Raw genomic sequence first — 20,750 nt, 5'->3', positions numbered from 1 at the left:
TATTATTCCGCCTCCTATTTAGAAATACGCATGAATTTGGAAAAAGTTTCAATATTTTCGCAAGACCTTTGAAAAGGTCTTTTTTTTGTGCATTGTCTTCAGCAACATGCTCATTTAATATCCTTTCTTAAAGATAGGGGAATTTCCCCCCCTCTAATAGGGAAGTTCCCCGATATTGAAAAAGTCCTCCCGCTTTTACAATAAGGTTAAGGTAATTGTTTGTGAATGAGGAGGAGTTAATATGCAGGCAAAAGCTGCAGTCAATCAAAAAACAGGAAACACATTAAACAATGCGTTTGCATCTCATTTTGCCAAGTCGATGTTTTTATCTGTTACAGCATTAGCAATTCTTTCTTTTATTGGCACTAGAATGTTTACACATGTGGATTTAAACCTGTACGGATATATGGTCGGAACGATTGTGTTTATTGGAGGGTTTTTCTATAGGTTTATTGCCTGGGGCGAAAGGCCGCCAACAAAGCTTATCCTGAAAAAAGGATTGAAGCTGCTATTTAGAAAGTCAACGCCAAAAACGTCTGTTGAGCATCTTGCAACCTACAATTTTATCTGGAATAGGGGAATTTACCGATGGACTCAGCACGTGCTTATCGGCTGGGGCTGCATTTTATCCTGCTTCGTTACATTCCCTCTAGTTTTCGGATGGATGTATTTTACGATGGATGACAATGGCCATTACAACATTATTGCAATGGGCATGAAGGTAATGACTGTCCCTGCAGATGGCATCATTGCCACCCTTTCTTATAACGCGCTGAATATTACAGCAGTAATGGTAATCGCTGGAGTTTGCATGGCGCTGTATCGCCGTCTGAAAAATATGCAGGCAAGAGCAGAGCAGAAATTCCTATATGATTTCATGCCTCTTTATATGCTGCTTCTAGTCAGCATCACAGGGTTGGCTTTAACCTTTATGAATCTCTTTTTACACGGTGCAGGACAGCCGGCAATGTCATTGATCCATCAGTGGTCAGTCATCATTACACTGATTTACCTGCCATTTGGAAAGCTTGCACATATTCCTTTCCGCCCAATGAGTGTTTTGGCAAGAAACTACAGAGAACATTATGCCGAACAGGGCATGAAGGAATGCAAGGTGTGCGGAGATCAGTTTGTTTCATCAGAACAATCAAAAGATGTCGTCGATGTACTCGGCGTGAACGATATTGAATTTAAAGCAAAGGAAGGACATCATCTTGCAGAAATGTGCCTCCCTTGCAGAAGGAAATACCGGATTGCACAATTTTCCGGATTCCCCACTCATGAAGTGAAGGTCAAGGAGGCAAACCAGAATGCAAAGGGATAAGTTTTTTAAAGAAATTGAGAATCTAAACCATCCGAATGAAAAATTGATCAAAACACATTGCAGCTATTGCGGCATGCAATGCGGAATGAACTTGAGGGTTAATACACAGACAAATAATATCATTGGGGTCGAGCCCCGGTATGACTGGCCGGTTACGGTCGGGAAAATGTGCCCTAAAGGGGTTACCGCCTACCAGCAGACCAACCACAAGGACCGCCTGCTGAAACCGCTGATCCGGGATGATGCTTCGTTGAAAGGAACCACAGAAGGGTTCCGTGAAGCAAGCTGGGATGAAGCATACGATTTAATTGCAAAAAAATTTAAAGAGCTTCAAACAGAATTCGGAAAAGATTCACTCTCCGTCTTCAGCGGGGTATCAATGACAAATGAAAAATGTTATTTGACAGGTAAATTTGCCCGTGTTGCTCTTGCAACGCGATATATTGACTATAACGGACGTTTCTGTATGTCAAGCGCTGCCGGCGGTTTCCTCCGTTCTTTCGGAGTTGATAGAGGGTCAACATTGCCTTGGACAGATATTCATGAAACAGATTGCCTGTTTATCGCTGGAAGCAATACGGCTGAATGCCATCCAACTTCCATGTTCCGCATTTGGAACGTTCAGGAAAGAGGCGGTTATATCATTGTAGTCGATCCACGGGAAACGCCAATTGCCAGAAGAGCTGACCTTCATCTCGACCTGCAGCCCGGAACAGACCTTGCACTTGCAAACGGAATTGTTAATCAATTGATTGAAATGGGCTATATAGATGAAGAGTTTATTAATAAACATACCAACGGATTTGAAGAAACAAAGGAACTTGTAAAGGATTTCACACCTGAATATACAAGTATGCTGACTGGTGTGGCGGAGGAAAAAATCATTCGTGCTGCAGAAATATACGGAAAAGCTCCAAATGCAGTTGTCATGTTTGCACGAGGTGTTGAACAGCAGCATAAGGGTGTTGATAATGTTTCCGCCTACACCAATATGGCGCTTGTTACTGGAAAGATTGGCCGTCCGAAAGCCGGCGTAGCCACATTCACCGGTCAGGGCAATGGACAGGGCGGAAGAGAGCATGGACAGAAATCGGATTTGCTTCCAGGCTACCGAAAAATTACTAACCCGAAACATGTTGAAGAAGTATGCAGTGTTTGGGGAATTACACCTGAAGAAATGCCGCAGCCTGGTGTATCTGCTTATGAAATGATTGAGCTGATGGAGCAAAAAACGATTCGCGGTTTATACCTTCTATGTTCCAATCCTGCTGTATCTGCACCAAATCAACATTTTGTCAGGAAAGCATTTAAGGCTCTGGATTTCATGGTATGCTCCGATTTCTACCTTTCTGAATCGGCAGAATTTGCAGATGTTGTTCTTCCTGCAGTCACATGGTCAGAAGATGAAGGAACAGTAACGAATATTGAAGGCCGCATTATTAAAATCAATAAAGCCCAGGAACCTGTTGGGGAATCGAAGCCGGACTGGCAAATACAAGTGGAGCTGGCTGAACGTTTAGGAAAAGGAAAATACTTTTCTCACCTAAAAACGGCACGAGATGTTGCAGATGAGTTCAGACTGGCTACCAAGGGCGGCTATGCTGATTACTATGGAGCTACCTGGGATAAAATCGACAAGCAGGATGGAGTTTTCTGGCCATGCAAAAATGAAAAGGATGAAGGGACACCACATATGTTCCTTGATAAGAAATTTTATCATCCGGACGGCAAAGCAAAAATATGCGCACTTCCATACCGTCCGCCAGCGGAAGAACCATGTGAAAAATATCCGCTCCGTTTAACAACTGGCCGGGTGGTTTACCATTACCTATCCGGTAATCAGACTAGAAGAATTCCATTCCTTCATGATATGTGCCCTGAACCATTTGTGGAGATCCATCCGGAAACAGCATCAAAATATAATATGGAACATGAAGAAAGGGTCCGTTTATTTACCAGAAGAGGCGAGGCCATCTATAAAGTCAAAATTACGGAAGCCATCCGCAAGGATACCGTCTTTGTTCCATACCATTTTGGACATGAGGATTCTATTAATCTATTAACAATTGCAGCATTAGATCCTATTTCCCGAATGCCTGAGTTCAAGGCATGTGCTGCACAGCTGGAAAAAGTCGAATTAAAGAAGGTGCAATAAATGAAGAAGAGGCTGTATTTAGAACTTGAAAACTGTATAGGATGCCGTTCTTGTCTGGCAGCATGTACACAATGCGGGGGGCATGAGGAGCGCAACAGAAATTATGTGTATGATGTAAATCCTCTTGTGAACCGGCAGACGATGCCTCTCATGTGCCTTCACTGTGAAAATCCGGCATGTGCCCGAAGCTGTCCGGCCCAGGCTATTCAAATTCATGAGACAGGCGCTGTGTTATCTGCACTGGTGGAAAAGTGTATTGGCTGCCAGAACTGCACAATTGCCTGCCCATATGGCATACCAAAATTTGATCAAGAGCAGAACTTAATGTACAAATGCGACCTATGTATTGACCGTACTAAAGATGGAATTCCTCCTATGTGTGCGAGTGTATGTCCATCCAACACGCTGCAATGGCTGACAGATGAAGAAATTGAAAACAAGAAGAAGCAATTTAACCTTGATAACGGCAAATGGGTAACAAGCATGCCATACCTAGAAGGCGAAACAAACGTTAAGGTAAATCTGCCGGGAATCCTGCAGGGGATTACAAAGCTGTTTTAGGAGGGATTAGGGATGTCTGATAAGAATAACAAGATTCCCTTTAATGAAGATAATTATACGCATAATATCGAACGGAATAACGAAAGAAAACTGGATAGGCGCGGGTTCATGAAAACTTTGGTTGGTGCCGCCGGTGTTTTTGCGGTTTCCTCCCTTCCCTGGGGGGCAGTTGCTGCCAAAGAATTAATGGGGCTTGGCGAAAAAGAATATCCTCATAAGAAAATAACTGAAGTAAGCAAGCTGCCAATCGGTGATGCAGTGGAGTTCAAGTTTCCTGGGGATCATGATGACGCCATTTTAATCCGCTTATCAGAGAACAAATATGTCGCCTATCAGAATGCGTGCACACATTTGCGCTGTCCGGTATTTTGGGTGAAGGAGCAAGGTGAAATGATCTGCCCTTGCCACCACGGCAAGTTCGATGTGGAGACTGGTTCGCCAACTGCGGGACCGCCAAGAAGGCCGCTTCCGGAAATCCAGGTTAAGGTGGAGAATGGAGCAATCTTTGCAGTGAGGGTGAAACGTTATGAAGCGTAGCTACCTGGGTGTCATCATTTTGGCAGCGATATTAATGATGAATATTGTCTTTACCCAATATATGGTCCACCAATACTATTACGAAAACTATGTAAATGTACTGATTTTCGGCGGACTGAATATTGTTCTTTTTCCCTTGGCTGTATTCGCTTATAAAAAGACGATTAACATGAGGGCGTGATTTTTATGAACAGTGAGACATATCTTGATTTTTGTTTTGTAAGAGAACAATCCGGGGATTTTGCTCCAGAAGTGGATCAGCTCCTTTCCGAACTATTCAAGGGAGTCCGCCTGAACTGGTATTTGGATGAGAAATCTCATGACGGCATGAACATTGTTGTAGCAGAGATAAAAGGGATGAGCAAATGGCAATCAGAAGAAGAAACCATTGAATTCATAGAAGAACATGCAAGTGAAACATTCTGGAAATATCTGCAGGGTTATCAAATGTATATTTACCCTGCAAAAAGAGGGTGCGGCAGCTGTGGAACTCATTAAAAAAGAAGATTTGGACCGCTTTGTCCGGCAAAATGTGCAGGTGGCAATTTTAGATGAAAAGGGAAATGACAAAGCCCCTTTTGTTCACAAAGAAATAATAAAAACCGGGCTCTGTCCGGATGGAACACATTTGCGTATTTATTTTGACCACATGAATTTTTTTGCAGTCCCGCTGACTTCCTCTGTGGAAGCATCTGATAGCAGGTGGGCTGCTTTTGATCAGGAAGCCGGATTAAAATATGTAATAAAGAAGAGAGTGTGAACACAATGATCAGAAAAATACAGCTGCCTTTGCAGACGTTAAACTTAGTAGCCGGGTTTATGGTTTGGGTGCTGATATCCTCCCTTATGCCGTTTATTAAGGAAGATATCAGTATTCCAGCCGACAAGCTAGCCCTTGTAACAGCAGTTCCGGTAATCCTTGGATCGCTGCTGCGCATTCCTCTGGGGTATTATGCTAATCAGTTTGGCGCAAGAATAATCTTTATGCTGAGCTTTATTCTATTATTATTTCCAGTCTATTATATCAGTATAGCTGATTCCATTACTGATTTACTGATCGGGGGATTATTCCTCGGTCTTGGAGGAGCGGTGTTTTCTGTCGGTGTTACATCTCTTCCAAAGTATTATCCAAAGGAGCGCCATGGGTTTGTAAATGGAATATACGGGGCAGGTAATCTTGGAACAGCCATAACCGCATTTGCGGCTCCGGTTGTTGCCACAAAGTTTGGATGGTCCCTAACCGTACAAATCTATCTTGTCCTGCTCGGAATCTTCATTGCAGCAAACTTCTTGCTTGGTGATAAAAAAGAAGTTAAAGTGCAGACTCCGCTTCTGGAACAGATTAAAGGCGTATATAAAAATGAAAAGCTGTGGCTCTTGAGCTTATTCTATTTCATTACTTTCGGATCATTTGTTGCGTTTACCATTTATCTTCCAAATTTCTTAGTTGCTCATTTTGAACTCGATAAAGTGGATGCGGGATTAAGGACAGCCGGATTCATCGTCCTTGCAACTGCCATGAGACCGATTGGCGGATGGCTTGCAGACCGTTTCCATTCTTTAATTCTTCTAATGTTTGTCTTTGGAGTATATACCATCTCTGCAGTAATTCTATCATTATCTCCGTCAATTACATGGTATACATTTGGATGCTTAAGCATTGCTCTATCAGCGGGAATTGGGAATGGTGTTATCTTTAAGCTGGTGCCTATGTACTTCCAGCAGCAGGCGGGTATCGTAAACGGAATTGTTTCCGCAATGGGCGGCCTGGGAGGGTTTTTTCCGCCGCTGATCCTGACCCTGTTATTTAATATCACCGGCCATTATGCGATTGGCTTTATGGCATTGTCAGAAGTGGCGCTTGCCAGCCTGATTCTGGTTGTCTGGATGTACTTCCAAGGTAAAATGGAAATTGCGAGCCAGGTGATTGATCATACAATTGAAGGAATTCTGGTAACGGATAAGGGCGGTAAAATAATCTCTGTAAACCCTGCTTTCACAGAAATAACCGGTTACAAGGAAGAAGAAGTAGTCGGCAAAAATCCGAATATCCTTAAATCAGGGAAGCAGACTAAGGGCTTTTACCAGGACTTATGGACTTCAATCGAAAAAAATGGATTCTGGCAAGGGGAAATATGGAATTGCCGCAAAGACGGAGAAGAATATCTCCAATGGCTTACCATTAGTGCTATTAAAAATGATGCTGGAGATGTAGTCCAATATGCGGGCATGTTTAGTGACATTTCCAGCCATCGGGTAAAAAAAGCAAAGTAAAAGCAAAAATAAAGTCGTAAGGAGGAGGGGTGAAATGGAGATCCAGCCAGCAAAGAAAAATATCAGTTCCTATATTATTCAATCTCAGGAAGATGAGATCAAGCGCATCGCCCTGGAGCTTCATGAAGGGGTCGGGCAGACGCTCTACAGCTTATATACAGGCATGCAGTTCATTCAAACTGCGGTCGATCAGCCCGAGATGAGAGGCTATATTGGAGATATGGCGCAAATGATGGAAAAAACGATTCAGGAAATCAGGCTACTGGCTGTGGAATTGCATCCCCCTGCTCTGGGAACCCTCGGCCTGCTGCCGGCGCTGAAAAGTTATCTGAAATTATACACTTCCACATATGGAATAACAGTGGATCTTCAAAATGAGGGGATGGAAGTCCAAATCAATGAAAGAGAAAGCATTACTTTGTTCCGAGTTTGCCAGGAAGCTCTGGCAAACATAGCCAGGTATGCTGACACAATGAGTGCAGCCATCTTCCTGCAATGGAAACCGGGACAGCTTTCTATAAACATTGAAGACAAGGGGAAGGGCTTTGATGTTAATGCTGGAATGCAAAAATCGTCTGGTCTTGCTGCCATGATTGAAAGAATGTGTTTAATCAGCGGCAAGTGCGTCATCAGCTCCAAAATCGGTGAAGGGACTACAATAGATATCAGCCTTCCGTTATACTAAGATTATACTTAACAAGGGGCCTCGCAAAGCGGCTCCCTTGTTGCCTATAAAAGATTTTTAGCACTGGAATTGTTGCTTTGTACTTCGAGAACTGTCCGGCGCAAGCAGCCTGCCCCCTCGGGCAGGCAAGGCGCTTGTGCTTTTCTCGTGCGGACAAATGGTAAAGGGGGAGCAAGGTTGATCAATATTTTACTTTGCGACGACCACGCGGTAGTCAGAATGGGTTTGAAAATGCTTTTAAATAACCATGAAGATATGCAGGTGGTCGGTGAAGCTTCGGAAGGCAACGAGGGGATTCAGCAGGCTCTTGAATTAAAGCCTGATGTGGTAGTAATGGATTTGAGCATGCCCCATGGAAAAGATGGCATGTCGGCAACGTCAGAATTGAAAAAATTAAAACCGGAAATACAGATCCTGATTTTGACCATGCATGATGATGAAGAGTACTTATTCAGAGCGATCCAAGCGGGTGCGTCCGGATGTATTTTAAAAAGTGCTCCTCATGATGAACTGCTCGCAGCAATCCGGTCTGTTGCAAGCGGGAATGCCTATTTGCATCCGTCTGCAACTAAAAGGCTGATGGAAGAATATATCGGAAGTGTAAAGCAGGGGAACACCGATACATTCAACCTGTTGTCTGACAGGGAGAAAGAGGTTCTTACTTTAATAGCCAAAGGGTTTTCCAATAAGGATATTGCTGAACAGCTTGTGATTAGTGTAAAGACAGTTGAAACCCATAAAGGTAATTTAATGGAAAAACTTCAGATGAAAACCAGGCCGGAACTAGTAGCGTATGCTTTAAAGAAAGGGCTGCTTGGTTATGGAATATAAGGGTTGCAGCCCGGGGGGAAGTGCACTTATTGATCAGGCTTGTGAAAAGGTGCTGACAGAGCTGGACTGTGATTTTGTCGGATTGGCACTGCAAAATACAGATGGCCCGGATGTAAGATGGCATTATGCAGCAGGAAATAGCAACGAAAAATATAAGCGGATTACAGTAAGGTACGGCAAAGGCATTGCAGGAAAGGTAATTTCAACCGGCAGGCCGATGTACGTAGAAAACTTCCCGGAATATGTTGCTGGAAAGGCATTGGAATACCCGATTATGCTTGCTGAAGCCCTGAAGTATGCATATGCTGTTCCCATTCATTTTAAAGGAATCCCTAAAGGGGTCTTCTTGATCGGGAACCGGTCAGGTCAGCCTATAAATGAAAACAAGCAAAACACTGCAAGGAATGCAGCGAGGACACTTGAACTCAAGCTGAATGGTTAAAAAATGCAACTGGAGGAACGTAAATGGACAGGAATAATCAGTTGCCGAAAAAGAGAGAGATTGCTCCTGATTCCAGTGATGCAACGATTCTTGTTAATAGATTTGGGGTCATCTCCTATGCGAATGAGCAGGCGCAAGAGCAATTTGGATATAGGGTAAATGAACTGCAGGGGAAGAGCCTGAAGGAACTGCTCCCTGAGATCACTCTGCATGAAACGGAAGAGGGCAAAGTGGTACACCAATATGGCCGGCATCGTAATGGTCAGGTATTTTCAATCTTTTATAGAATTAATTCTTTCATGCAAGGAGAAGAAACCTATTATTTAATCGTCTTTCATTCAGTCAAAGACCGTTCCCGATTAAAAAAGCAGCAATCATATTCATTAAAGGAATTGGTTGATCTGCAATTTGCCCTGGATGAATCAACAATTGTGGCCTTTACAGACAAAAAAGGAAAAATTACGTATGTGAATGAAAAGTTCTGTGAGGTGTCGAAATATTCTGCGTATGAGCTGGTTGGTAAAGATCATAGAATTATCAACTCATCCTACCATTCCAAAGACTTTATGCAGAACCTTTGGGAAACCATTTCGAGCGGTGAAGTCTGGCGCGGGGAAATTAAAAACAAAGCTAAAGACGGAACTTATTATTGGGTGGATACCACCATCGTTCCCTTCATTGATGACAAAGGAAAGCCATATAAATACCTGGCGATCCGGAATGAAATAACTGAATATAAGCGTGTTGTGGAGGAACTGAAAAATTCCGTAAACGAGCTGATTGATTTAAAATTTGCCCTGGATGCTTCATCCATTGTGGCAATTACAGATCAGAAAGGCACCATTACTTATGTAAATGATCAATTCTGCAGCATCTCAAAATATTCACGGGAAGAATTGCTTGGACAGGATCATAAAATTATCAACTCAGGTTACCATTCTAAAGAATATTTCAGAGATTTGTGGAAGACAATTTCTTCCGGACAGGTATGGAAAGGAGAGATCAAGAACAGAGCCAAGGATGGCACACATTATTGGGTGGATACCACCATCGTCCCATTCCTTAATGAAAAAGGGAAACCTTATCAGCATCTTGCCATTCGCCATGAAGTCACGCAAAGAAAAAATGCAGAAGAAGAGCTGCAAAAAATGATGACCAGGATCATAGAGGTTCAAGAGGATGAACGGAAAAGATTGTCTCGTGAGCTTCATGACGGAATAGGACAGAATTTGTACAGCCATCTGATTACCATTAATAGGCTTCAGGCGGAAATAAGCCACCCGCTGCTTGATCAGATGCAGGATGAGGCTGCTGAAGTCATTGAGGAGCTGAGAGACCTTTCATGGGAACTGCGTCCTTCTGTGCTTGATGATCTTGGTCTGATACCAGCGATTCGATCCTACCTGGTCCGATTTTCAGAACATCACAATATCAACGTCCATTTTGATTGCTACTTGGCTACCCGTCTTAGTTCTAATAAAGAAATCACCATCTACAGGATCATTCAGGAAGCCCTGACAAACATAAGGAAATATGCTGAAACAGATGAGGCAGCAGTCACAATCAGGCAGATGGAAGAAGAAATCCGTATAGTCATTGAAGATAAAGGCATAGGGTTCAATGTTAATGAAGTCTCCAGAGGAGTTGGTCTTTTTAGCATGGAAGAACGAGCAAAAGCTGCAGGCGGTTCCATAAATGTTTATTCAGCAGAAGCTAAAGGGACAAGAATTGTACTTGAAATACCGCTATAGAAAAAAGCTGCCTAATCCAGGCAGCTTTTCTCATTAGATGCGTTTCTAAAATATTGATCCTAATATCGTTCCGCCGATGGCACCTGTCACAACAATAATCCATGGCGGCAGCTTCCAATAAACAAGCATGCTGAATAGTACTGCTGCAAAGGCAAAATCAGCCGGCTCCAGGATGCTGCTGGTCCAAATTGGATGATAAAAGGCAGCGATTAAAATGCCGACAACTGCAGCATTTACACCCATTAATGCACCCTTTATGTTAGGATTGCGGCGAAGTGTGTCCCAAAATGGGAGGGTGCCTAATATCAGCAGAAAGGCAGGCAGGAAGATCGCGGCAGTTGCAAGCAAACCGCCTTGCCAGCCATTCATCACTGCCCCAAGATAGGCAGCAAAAGTAAATAACGGCCCTGGCACTGCTTGGGCTGCACCGTAGCCAGCCAGAAAAGCTTCTTCACTTAGCCAGCCTGTTGGGACAAATTCACGTTCCAGCAAAGGAAGGACAACATGGCCGCCCCCGAAAACCAGAGATCCGGAGCGATAAAAGCTGTCAAAAAGAGCAACCCAATCCAATGCGGTTAACTCCCTTAAAATTGGAAGAATTATTAAAAGGGCGAAAAACAACACTAAACAGCCAATCGCAAACCCTTTTGAAATGGGGAAATCCATACGGGCTTCGCTGTTATCTGCATGCTTCTTGTAGAGTAAAAATCCAATAAACCCAGAAATAAGGATGACCGCTATCTGAGTGATGGCTGTCTGCCATAAAAGTGTGACGATAATCGCGAACAGTGCCAGCGTTTTTCGCGGCAGGTCAGGTACAAGTTTTTGTGCCATTCCCAAAACCGCATGAGCCACTACAGCCACCGCGACAATTTTGAGTCCATGGATCCAGCCGGCTTCCGCAGGATTAATGCCTTGTAGAAGAATGGCAAAAATAATCAGAGCAATAACAGATGGCAATGTGAAACCAAGGAAAGCCATAATGCCGCCGGCTACTCCGGCCCTCATGACACCAACGCCAATGCCAACCTGGCTGCTTGCCGGTCCGGGCAGGAACTGACAAAGTGCAACTAAGTCTGCGTAGCTTTTCTCATCCATCCATTTTCTTCTGCGGACATACTCATCGTGAAAATAGCCGAGATGAGCTACAGGTCCCCCGAAAGAGGTAAGTCCAAGCCTTGTTGAAACCATTAATATTTCCAGTAAAGATTTTAAGCCAGTTCTGTTTTTGTTCATATGCATCTCCTTTAGTCTTTAATCTCTTTAAAAAGCTCATAAGCTTTTTTTCTGGCTTCCTCCAGCACCGAAATTCCTTTTTCTGTTGCAGTATAATATTTTCGGATTCGGCCATCTACATTTTTCTTCTCCTGATGAAGCAGCCCGTCTGATTCCATCGAATGCAGGATAGGATACAATGTTCCGGAACTGATGCTATATCCATGCTCTTTCAGCTCTTCCACCATCCAAGCGCCGAAAACAGGATGTTCCTTTGCATGGTGAAGTATATGGATTTGAATAAACCCCAGGAACAGCTTACGCAATATTTTATCTTCCAAGCAAATGCCTCCTTATTAATTTCGAAAACCGATATCGGAATTCGATAATAGGATGATACCAAAATAATGAGGACAAAAAAAGGGGGAATTATAAATTTACAAAACTTTAACATAGACATAAAAAAGAACGCTTTTCCAAGCGTTCCAGTATTAACTATTTTGTTCATTTCTTAAAATTTCATAAGCATAATCACCGGCTGCTGCCGTTAAACTTTCCCATAGCTGATCACGCAGTAAATCGAGTTCAATAATTCTTCTCGCCAAATCTATTGTATTTTTAGTTTCCATACGGGCCCCCTGATTAATAACGGTTTCGATTGCTGTGTTTTTTAAATATTACCTCAAGTTCTGTTAAGGTCAGCTTTTGCAGAGCCGGTTCAGAATGCTGATATTCGCTTCCAGAGTTGACCAGCAGGCCGATTAGATATTGCCGTTTTTTCTCAATCGCCTTCCGTAAATATTGCATTCATTATCTCCCCTTTCCTTTAATGTTTTTTTATTCTAAAAGAAATTTAGCTCATATTCATGTATTATGTTAAGTTTTCTTACATTGTTTTTGCTGTATTGTTAGATTTTCTGACAGGATTGATGAAAATGTTTGAAAGATTAGTATAATGAAAGAAAATGGTTAGATTGAGGTGACATGATTGGAAAGTGAATCATCCTACAAAACCAGAAAAGTCATTTCGATTGGGACGGTCAGCGAACTGACAGGACTTAGTGAACGGCAGATACGGTATTACGAAGAGAGGAAATTGATTTTCCCTGAAAGATCAGAACGCGGGAGCAGGAAGTATTCTTTTAGCGATGTAGAGACGCTCATCGACATAGCCAACAAAAGGGAGGAGGGAGTCCGAACGGAAGAAATCCGCTCGGAATTAAAGAGAAAAAAGAAAAAAGACGATCAGGCATCACGTTCAAAAATGATTCAGGGTCAGCTTAATGCGCAGTTTGGAATCCGGAAGAAATAATGGGAAAGTGATTATTCTGCAAGGGATAATCGCTTTTTTTATTCAGCTTTAATTCTGCCTTTTAGAATATGCTGCCGGAGTTTACGAAACATTTTTATATAAATTTTAGACAAAAGGTCTTTCTTTCGTTTACCATTTCCGTTAAGATGTAACCCTATATATGAAGGTTTTAAATTTTGATCTGTAAAGCAGGTGAAAGAATGGGGAAAGAATTTCCTCCAACAATAGAAGTAATAGAGATCTGCTTGCTTGCCGGGAAAATCATGCTTCAGGGCGGTGCAGAAACCTATCGGGTAGAGGACACAATGACCAGGATTGCAGCCTCCCTGGGTATACCGCACTCCCATAGCTATGTGACTCCAACCGGAATCATATTTTCAACGGATGGAACTGAACCGGCAAAGCTGATTCGGATTTCAGAACGGTCAACGGATTTGTATAAAGTAACATTAGTGAACGGAGTTTCACGCAGGATCAGCAGCGGTGAACTGGATGGAAAGGGAGCCTTGGCAAGGCTGAAGGAAATTGAAAGTGCCGACTATACTTTCCCTGTTTATCAGCAGATTCTTGCAGCCTCCATTGCAAGCGGGTGCTTTTTAATTATGTTCCTTGGAAGCTGGACAGATTTTATTCCAGCCATGATTGCAGGCGGTCTTGGTTTTGTTTCTTTTATATACGTACATAGAGTGGTCCAGATTAAATTTTTCTCTGAATTTATTGCTTCATTACTAATTGGCCTTATCGCCTATTTCTTTGTGTACACAGGAGCGGGAACAGAACTTGATAAGATCATCATCGGTTCAGTCATGCCGCTCGTTCCGGGGCTGCTGATAACAAATGCAGTCAGGGACTTAATGGCCGGGCACCTTGTTTCTGGTCTGTCAAAAGGGGCTGAGGCCTTTTTGACGGCATTTGCCATTGGAGCTGGGATTGCTCTTGTATTCACTTTCTAAATGAAATGCATTAGCGGAGGAATATGCGTATGTTTATGTTGACACATATGATTACAAGCTTTATTGCTTCAGCAGGGTTCGGAGTGCTTTTCAACGCTCCGAAAAAATCACTGTTGAAATGCGGGTTTGTCGGGATGGTCGGCTGGTTTGTTTATATTTGGCTTGTCAATTGGCAGTATGATGCTGTCATTTCATCATTAATCGCTGCTTTTACCATTGCAGTGATCAGCCAGATTTTTGCCAAAATGTATAAAACACCTATTATTATATTCAGTGTTGCCGGCATCATTCCATTGGTCCCAGGGGGGATTGCTTATAATGCAATGCGGAATTTTGTTGAAAATGATTATAATACGGCAATTCAGCTGGCTGCGAAAGCATTCATGATATCAGGGGCAATCGCAGTAGGACTTGTCATTTCAGAGGTAATCAATCAAATGATCCGTAAAGTTCAGTTTAAATCAAGAATCTAAAATAACTGCGAAGTACGATTACATCGGCCTTTCTTAGGAATAAAGCCGTAATATAACCTCTAACTATCAGACTCGTTTCAGGAAATAAATAGGGACGGGTTTTTCTTGTATTATATTCCTGGTGAATTTATAATCCTATTATGTTTGATTTTTTCAGAAAAAGGAGATTATGATGATCCGACGGTTTTTTAGCTACTATAGGCCACATAAGCGCCTATTCATTCTTGATTTTAGTTCGGCGGTATTCGTGGCAATTCTTGAATTGGGCTTTCCGCTTGCGGTTCAGTGGTTTATCGACAGCCTGCTTCCAAGCGGGAATTGGTCCATGATTGTTTCTGTAAGTGCCGGCCTGCTTGCTCTTTATTTGACCAGCACACTTCTGCAGTTTGTTGTTAACTATTGGGGCCACAAGCTGGGCATCAATATCGAAACAGATATGCGGCAGCAGCTTTTTCAGCACGTTCAAAGGCAGTCTTTCCGCTTCTTTGATAATACCAAAACAGGGCATATCATGAGCCGGGTGACAAATGATCTGATGGATATCGGAGAGCTTGCTCATCATGGCCCGGAGGATTTATTTATTGCGGTCATGACGTTTGCGGGTGCATTCTGGATTATGCTGACGATCAATGTAAAGCTCGCTCTTGTAACGATATTTGTTCTTCCTTTTCTTGTATGGCTGATTACATTCTGCAATATTAAAATGAACAAAGCATGGAAAAGGATGTACGGTGAAATTGCCGATGTGAACGCACAGGTTGAGGATAGTGTATCTGGAGTGCGTGTGGTTCAGTCTTTTACAAATGAAAGCTATGAGATTAAAAGATTTAGAGAAAACAATGGCAGATTCCGTCTTGCCAAGCTTGCAGCATATAAGATTATGAGCTTCAGTGCTTCCGGAGTCTATATGCTGACCAGATTAGTTACGCTGATTGTTCTTGTGTACGGTTCCTGGCTGAGCTTCAACGGGCAGCTATCATATGGAGAATTGGTCGGGTTTGTGCTTTATGTAAATGTACTCTTAAAACCGATTGATAAAATTAGCGCCCTGATGGAACTGTACCCAAAAGGAATGGCTGGTTTCAAACGCTTTTTGGAAATTATTGATACTGAGCCGGAGATTGAGGATGCAAAAGATGCCATTGAGGTTGAATCCTTAAGGGGTGATATCCGCTTTCAAGATGTAGCATTTAGTTATGACAAGCATAAATCGGTGCTTCAGGGGATTGACCTTCAAATAAAAGCAGGTGAAACAGTTGCTTTTGTTGGACCTTCAGGTGCAGGAAAGACAACGATTTGTTCTTTGATTCCACGCTTTTATGATGTAAATAGCGGAAGCATTAAGATCGATGGCATGGATATCAGGGACATGACAAAAAAATCACTGAGATCGCAAATCGGCATTGTTCAGCAGGATGTCTTCCTGTTTACCGGTACTCTGAAAGAAAATATAGCTTACGGAATGCTTGGGGCAACAGACAAGCAGATTGCGGACGCAGCTCAAAAAGCTCACCTGCAGGCCTTCATTGCATCTCTTCCGGATGGCTATGAAACTCAAATTGGGGAACGGGGACTAAAGCTGTCTGGCGGACAGAAACAAAGAATTGCCATTGCGAGAATGTTCCTGAAAAATCCGCCGATATTGATTTTGGATGAAGCAACTTCGGCATTGGATACAGAAACCGAACAGATTATTCAAACTGCGTTGAATGAGCTTGCCGTAAACCGCACTACACTTGTGATTGCCCACAGGCTTGCAACCATTCGAAATGCAGACAGAGTGGTGGTTGTTACAGAAGACGGCATAGCCGAAGAAGGTACACATGATGAGTTAATAGAACAGGGCGGGATCTTCGCAGGCCTCCATAATGTGCAATTTCAAAGATAAAGCAGAATCCGTAATGGATTCTGCTTTTTTGTCTAAATGGAGACTTATGCAAAAATACTGTTTCATCAAACAAACCTGGAAAAAATGTAAAGAATAGTAGAAAACTAGCAAACAAGCATTCATTTTTACAAATGAAATTTGGGAAATCTGCAAACAAATCATGGAGTCAATCAATGAAATGCATAATTTTCAGAATAGTCAAAAAGAACTATCGTTTTAATTAAATATATGGAAGTTTTTAACTAGAACAGGACTTATGTGGTATAGACAACTATACTCTAACTCTATTAATCTTACAGTATGTAAACCCTTTCAAACATAAAGGAGGTTATTGGCTGATGAAAGTTCATAAAATTAAAGGAGGCAGTATGAAACATAAAACAAAGCTTATTGCGCTATCAGCAGCACTTAGCACATCACTCTTTATTCCGGCAGCATATCCGGCATCTGCGCAGGGCGCGGAAGGAGTTAAGCCAACAATGGAAAGGAAGAATCATAAAGATGTGAAACACAAAATTCATCCGGTTTTTTCATGGGATCGCCCCGGGCCGATTTCTCCTATTCTTCATCCAGGTTCAGCGGCGGGAGCTGGAATGGTTCAGCAGCCGCTCAATGAAATCGATCCGCTGATGGAAGAGATGATATCAGAAGGTGTCATGCCTGGTGCTGTCACTTTTGTCGCAAGGCGGGGCCATATTGTCAAACATGATTCATACGGATATTCCTACCGCTATACGGATGATAAATTCACTGAAGCGCAGAATCCGATTGAAATGACGGAAGATACAATCTTTGATCTGGCTTCAATCAGTAAGATTTTTACAACGACTGCTGCGATGATATTGTATGATGATGGCCGTTTTCAGCTGGATGATCCTGTTGCGAAATATATCCCAGAGTTTGCTGAAAACGGCAAGGAAAATGTAACAATTCGCCAGCTGATGACACATACTTCAGGATTTACTGCATGGATTCCTTTATATTCACAAGGGAGCAGCAGAGACGATCGCATGCAAATCGTTTTTAAACATCCATTGGCCAATGAACCGGGTGAAGCGTATACATACAGCGATTTGAATATGATTACGCTCGGCGCAATAATCGAACGCCTGTCAGGACAAAGCCTGGATGAGTTTGTGAAAAAACGGATAACCAACCCCCTCGGTATGAAGGATACGATGTATAATCCTCCTGAATCTTTGAAACACCGGATTGCGGCAACGGAATACCAGCCTGCTATCGGCAGGGGAATTGTCTGGGGGGAAGTTCATGATGAAAATGCCTGGTCCCTTGATGGCGTTGCCGGACATGCAGGTGTCTTTTCCACTGCATCCGATCTTGCTAAACTTGCCCATATGTATGTGAATGACGGGCGTTATGGCGGCAAGCGGATTTTAAAGGAAGAGACGGTGAAAATGCTGATTCAAAACCAGATTCCTCAATTTCCTGGTAATGATCATGGCCTTGGCTGGGAGCTTGGTCAGGGATGGTTCATGGATGCCTTATCAGAGGGAACTTCGCTTGGGCATACAGGGTACACTGGTACATCCATTGTAATAAACCGGAATAATGGCACGATTGCGATTCTCTTAACAAATCGCGTCCATCCATCAAGAAATACGGTTACAACGAATATTGCAAGGCGGGCATTTGCAAGACAGGTAGCAGATTCCATTCCTCTTGCAATCCCTGGAAAAGGAGATGCCTGGTTCTCAGGATATGGAGATAAAATTCAGCACAATTTAACGGCTAAAGTGGATCTCACTGAAGAGGCGGTCCTGTCGTTTGATACCTGGTACAGAACTGAAACCAATGCGGATATGGCCTTTGTAGAGGTATCAGAGGATGGCGTCAATTGGACACAGGCGACACAGCCATTAACAGGCAGCAGCATCGATTGGAAAAACGAAAAATTAACGATTCCTGCAGGAACCTCCCACATTCGATTCCGATACCAGACAGACAGTACAGTAAACGGCAGAGGCTGGTATGTAGATAATGTAAAACTCAGACTTTCAGATGGCCAAAAAGTGACGCCTGCCTTCTCAGGAAACGGGTGGAAAAAAAGAAATTACTAGCATTCGATTTTTTAGTGAAAAGTAAGCTTAAGAGCATATGAAATTAATGCAGTAAGGACGGTGGAAGAAATGGTTAAAGCCCGTAAAATAATGTTCATTTCCCTTCTCGCAATTACACTTGCCGTTTCACAGTTATGGATCGGAGGAACCTTGAAACAAGCCTCTGCAGAAAGTGCAGCAAAGGATTTAATCATCCTTCAGAATGTGCCTGATGTCAGTACGGAAATTAGTGGAGAAGCATTTCAATTAAAGGCGCTTCATGTCTATAAAGAAGGCCATTTCATGGGGATTTCAGATGGTGTGAAATGGAAATCTTCAAATAAAAATGTTGCAGCAGTTGATCAGGCGGGGAATATCACCTTAATGGGGAAGCCAGGAAAAACCTTCATCAGTGTAACGGACGGAGTATATAAGGACCGTATTGCACTTCAAATAAAACCTGACGGCAAAAAGCACAGCAAGGGCAAGCCAGCTTTTAAAGTGAAAATCATTAAGGAGCATGGGAAACGGTATGATCTTATTAGCCGAGCAGTGAAAAACATGTCCATTGAAGAAAAGGTCGGCCAGATGCTGATGCCTGATTTCCGCACCTGGAAGGGGAAAAATGTCACTGAAATGCTGCCGGAAATTGAGAAGCTGGTAAAAGATTATCATCTTGGCGGGGTCATATTATTCCGTGAAAATGTGGTGACAACAGAACAGACAGCCTCACTGGTTTCAGACTATCAGAAAGCTGCCGATAAATTCGGCTTATTAATGACGATTGACCAGGAAGGCGGAATTGTTACACGTCTTCAATCAGGAACGGACATGCCTGGCAATATGGCGTTAGGAGCTGCCCGTTCTGAAGAAATTTCCCGAAAGGTCGGCAAGGCGATTGGAGAGGAACTGGCATCACTCGGCATAAATATGAACTTTGCGCCTGTCATGGATGTAAATAATAATCCCGACAATCCGGTAATTGGCGTTCGTTCATTTGGTGAGGACCCGCAGCTTGTCGCTGACATGGGTGTTGCTTATACCGAAGGATTGCAATCAGCAGGTGTTGCCGCTACAGCAAAGCACTTTCCCGGACATGGAGATACAGCAGTAGACTCCCATCTTGGATTGCCTGAAGTCCCACATGACAAAGAACGTCTAAAAGAAGTTGAATTGTATCCTTTCCAAAAGGGAATGGAAGCAGGGATTGATGCGATCATGACAGCACATGTTACCTTCCCTAAGATTGATGATACAAAAGCAATCTCGAAAAAAACTGGTGAGGAAATTGCAGTTCCGGCCACACTTTCCCATAAAGTGCTGACAGAACTTATGAGGGAAGAAATGGGCTATGATGGTGTTATTACAACAGACGCAATGAATATGAATGCCATTGCCGAACATTTTGGACCAGTTGACGCGGCCATTCGAGCAGTAAAAGCTGGAACAGATATTGTGCTAATGCCTGTTGGCCTTCAGGAAGTTGCGGAAGGGCTATTGAATGCTGTGGAGAATGGAGAAATATCAGAAAAACGCATTGAATCATCAGTTGAACGAATTTTAACTCTGAAAATAAAGCGGGGAATTATTAAAGAAGAGACACCACAGCCGATCGATGAAAAAATTGCAAACGCACTTGAGATTGTTGGATCAGAAGAACATAAACAAATAGAAAAAGAAGCAGCTGAACGTTCAGTCACATTGGTTAAAAATGAAAGAGATGCACTGCCGCTGCAATTATCTCCTGAAGATAATATAGTCGTTGTCGGCAATACGTATATTGCAGACTTAAAGAACGCAATCAGTAAGTTTCATGCAAACACAACGGTCATCCAAACCTCAAGCTATGCATTAACGGAAGAGCAGAAGCAGCAAATCAGGAATGCCAGTGCTGTTATTGTGGGCTCCTATACGTTTAATGTATCAGGCCGCTCACCGGACAGCGCTCAGATGAAAATGGTTAATTCCATCATTGCTGAATCAGAAGCTCCAGTCATTTCGGTTGGCATCCGTAACCCATATGACATCATGGCTTATCCGGAAGTTGATGCCTACATTGCGCAATACGGATTCAGGACGGCAAGCTTTGATGCATCTGCAGGTGTTGTTTTTGGCCAGGTTAATCCTTCAGGTAAATTGCCTGTAACAATTCCGGGTCCAGATGGCAGTGTTTTATTTGAATTTGGCCATGGATTGAGCTATTAAGCACACTGCTATTTTTAAATAGGAAGGGGTACAGGCAGCCTAGGGTTTTGCCTGTGCCTTCATTCTTAATATTAGTAGAATTTTTAT

At 42.8% G+C, this 20,750-nt stretch carries 22 protein-coding genes; 18 read left to right on the top strand and 4 right to left on the bottom strand.

Annotation, left to right across the window (positions count from 1 at the left end):
• The first annotated feature begins 241 nt into the window (after positions 1-241).
• The 12 genes from A361_RS18060 to A361_RS18005 all read left to right on the top strand — a co-directional run bounded on the left by A361_RS18060 (position 242) and on the right by A361_RS18005 (position 10,560).
• Positions 242-1,324 (top strand): hypothetical protein, encoded by a 1,083-nt coding sequence (locus A361_RS18060; protein WP_019381177.1) that lies wholly within the window; start codon positions 242-244, stop codon positions 1,322-1,324.
• Entirely contained in the window at positions 1,311-3,479 is a 2,169-nt protein-coding gene (locus A361_RS18055; RefSeq protein WP_019381178.1) for a molybdopterin oxidoreductase family protein, read from the top strand. Before A361_RS18060 ends, A361_RS18055 begins: the two co-directional genes overlap by 14 nt.
• Complete coding sequence (locus A361_RS18050; protein ID WP_009333499.1) at positions 3,480-4,040, top strand: 4Fe-4S dicluster domain-containing protein; 561 nt, start codon at positions 3,480-3,482, stop codon at positions 4,038-4,040.
• A gap of 12 nt (positions 4,041-4,052) precedes the next feature.
• Positions 4,053-4,577 (top strand): Rieske (2Fe-2S) protein, encoded by a 525-nt coding sequence (locus A361_RS18045; RefSeq protein ID WP_009333501.1) that lies wholly within the window; start codon positions 4,053-4,055, stop codon positions 4,575-4,577.
• Positions 4,567-4,758: a hypothetical protein gene (locus A361_RS18040; RefSeq protein WP_009333503.1), complete on the top strand. Its 192-nt coding sequence runs from the start codon at positions 4,567-4,569 to the stop codon at positions 4,756-4,758. The genes A361_RS18045 and A361_RS18040 overlap by 11 nt, the downstream gene beginning before the upstream one ends.
• A gap of 5 nt (positions 4,759-4,763) precedes the next feature.
• Positions 4,764-5,075 (top strand): hypothetical protein, encoded by a 312-nt coding sequence (locus A361_RS18035; RefSeq protein ID WP_009333504.1) that lies wholly within the window; start codon positions 4,764-4,766, stop codon positions 5,073-5,075.
• Positions 5,062-5,337, top strand: coding sequence for a hypothetical protein (locus A361_RS18030; RefSeq protein ID WP_009333505.1), 276 nt, complete (start codon positions 5,062-5,064; stop codon positions 5,335-5,337). Before A361_RS18035 ends, A361_RS18030 begins: the two co-directional genes overlap by 14 nt.
• A 5-nt stretch (positions 5,338-5,342) precedes the next feature.
• Positions 5,343-6,851 (top strand): MFS transporter, encoded by a 1,509-nt coding sequence (locus A361_RS18025; protein ID WP_019381179.1) that lies wholly within the window; start codon positions 5,343-5,345, stop codon positions 6,849-6,851.
• A 34-nt stretch (positions 6,852-6,885) separates the two neighbouring features.
• Positions 6,886-7,536, top strand: a complete 651-nt coding sequence (locus A361_RS18020) for a sensor histidine kinase (protein ID WP_019381180.1) — start codon at positions 6,886-6,888, stop codon at positions 7,534-7,536.
• Between the two features lie 177 nt (positions 7,537-7,713).
• Positions 7,714-8,367: a response regulator gene (locus A361_RS18015; protein WP_009333508.1), complete on the top strand. Its 654-nt coding sequence runs from the start codon at positions 7,714-7,716 to the stop codon at positions 8,365-8,367.
• Complete coding sequence (locus A361_RS18010; RefSeq protein WP_009333509.1) at positions 8,357-8,809, top strand: GAF domain-containing protein; 453 nt, start codon at positions 8,357-8,359, stop codon at positions 8,807-8,809. The genes A361_RS18015 and A361_RS18010 overlap by 11 nt, the downstream gene beginning before the upstream one ends.
• Positions 8,810-8,832: 23 nt before the next feature.
• On the top strand, positions 8,833-10,560 hold the full coding sequence (locus tag A361_RS18005) for a PAS domain-containing sensor histidine kinase (protein ID WP_019381181.1): 1,728 nt from the start codon (positions 8,833-8,835) through the stop codon (positions 10,558-10,560).
• Between the two features lie 45 nt (positions 10,561-10,605).
• On the opposite strand, the gene A361_RS18000 is transcribed toward A361_RS18005, so the two are convergent.
• From A361_RS18000 to fbpA, 4 genes are all read right to left on the bottom strand, one after another.
• The gene (locus A361_RS18000; protein WP_019381182.1) at positions 10,606-11,796 is read right to left on the bottom strand and encodes a chromate transporter; all 1,191 of its coding nucleotides are present in this window, start codon (positions 11,794-11,796) and stop codon (positions 10,606-10,608) included.
• An 11-nt stretch (positions 11,797-11,807) separates the two neighbouring features.
• Entirely contained in the window at positions 11,808-12,116 is a 309-nt protein-coding gene (locus tag A361_RS17995; protein WP_019381183.1) for a PadR family transcriptional regulator, read from the bottom strand.
• 150 nt (positions 12,117-12,266) lie between these two features.
• Complete coding sequence (locus A361_RS30540; protein ID WP_019381184.1) at positions 12,267-12,404, bottom strand: hypothetical protein; 138 nt, start codon at positions 12,402-12,404, stop codon at positions 12,267-12,269.
• A gap of 13 nt (positions 12,405-12,417) precedes the next feature.
• Positions 12,418-12,582: a Fur-regulated basic protein FbpA gene (fbpA, locus tag A361_RS29500; protein WP_019381185.1), complete on the bottom strand. Its 165-nt coding sequence runs from the start codon at positions 12,580-12,582 to the stop codon at positions 12,418-12,420.
• 181 nt (positions 12,583-12,763) lie between these two features.
• Between fbpA and A361_RS17990 the strand changes: the two genes are divergently transcribed.
• The 6 genes from A361_RS17990 to A361_RS17965 all read left to right on the top strand — a co-directional run bounded on the left by A361_RS17990 (position 12,764) and on the right by A361_RS17965 (position 20,663).
• Positions 12,764-13,087 (top strand): MerR family transcriptional regulator, encoded by a 324-nt coding sequence (locus A361_RS17990; protein WP_009333514.1) that lies wholly within the window; start codon positions 12,764-12,766, stop codon positions 13,085-13,087.
• Between the two features lie 200 nt (positions 13,088-13,287).
• Positions 13,288-14,040: a threonine/serine exporter family protein gene (locus A361_RS17985; RefSeq protein ID WP_009333515.1), complete on the top strand. Its 753-nt coding sequence runs from the start codon at positions 13,288-13,290 to the stop codon at positions 14,038-14,040.
• Between the two features lie 29 nt (positions 14,041-14,069).
• Positions 14,070-14,513 (top strand): threonine/serine exporter family protein, encoded by a 444-nt coding sequence (locus A361_RS17980; RefSeq protein ID WP_009333516.1) that lies wholly within the window; start codon positions 14,070-14,072, stop codon positions 14,511-14,513.
• Positions 14,514-14,685: 172 nt separating this feature from the next.
• Positions 14,686-16,401, top strand: coding sequence for an ABC transporter ATP-binding protein (locus A361_RS17975; protein WP_019381186.1), 1,716 nt, complete (start codon positions 14,686-14,688; stop codon positions 16,399-16,401).
• Positions 16,402-16,739: 338 nt separating this feature from the next.
• Positions 16,740-18,479 (top strand): serine hydrolase domain-containing protein, encoded by a 1,740-nt coding sequence (locus tag A361_RS17970; protein ID WP_019381187.1) that lies wholly within the window; start codon positions 16,740-16,742, stop codon positions 18,477-18,479.
• A 69-nt stretch (positions 18,480-18,548) separates the two neighbouring features.
• Positions 18,549-20,663: a glycoside hydrolase family 3 protein gene (locus A361_RS17965; RefSeq protein ID WP_019381188.1), complete on the top strand. Its 2,115-nt coding sequence runs from the start codon at positions 18,549-18,551 to the stop codon at positions 20,661-20,663.
• The last annotated feature ends 87 nt before the right edge of the window (positions 20,664-20,750 follow it).

It is taken from the genome of Cytobacillus oceanisediminis 2691, from assembly GCF_000294775.2.
Classification (GTDB): Bacteria; Bacillota; Bacilli; order Bacillales; family Cytobacillaceae; genus Cytobacillus; species Cytobacillus pseudoceanisediminis.
Note: the sequence above shows the minus strand (reverse complement) of the source record. Positions and strands in the feature narration are given on the sequence as shown.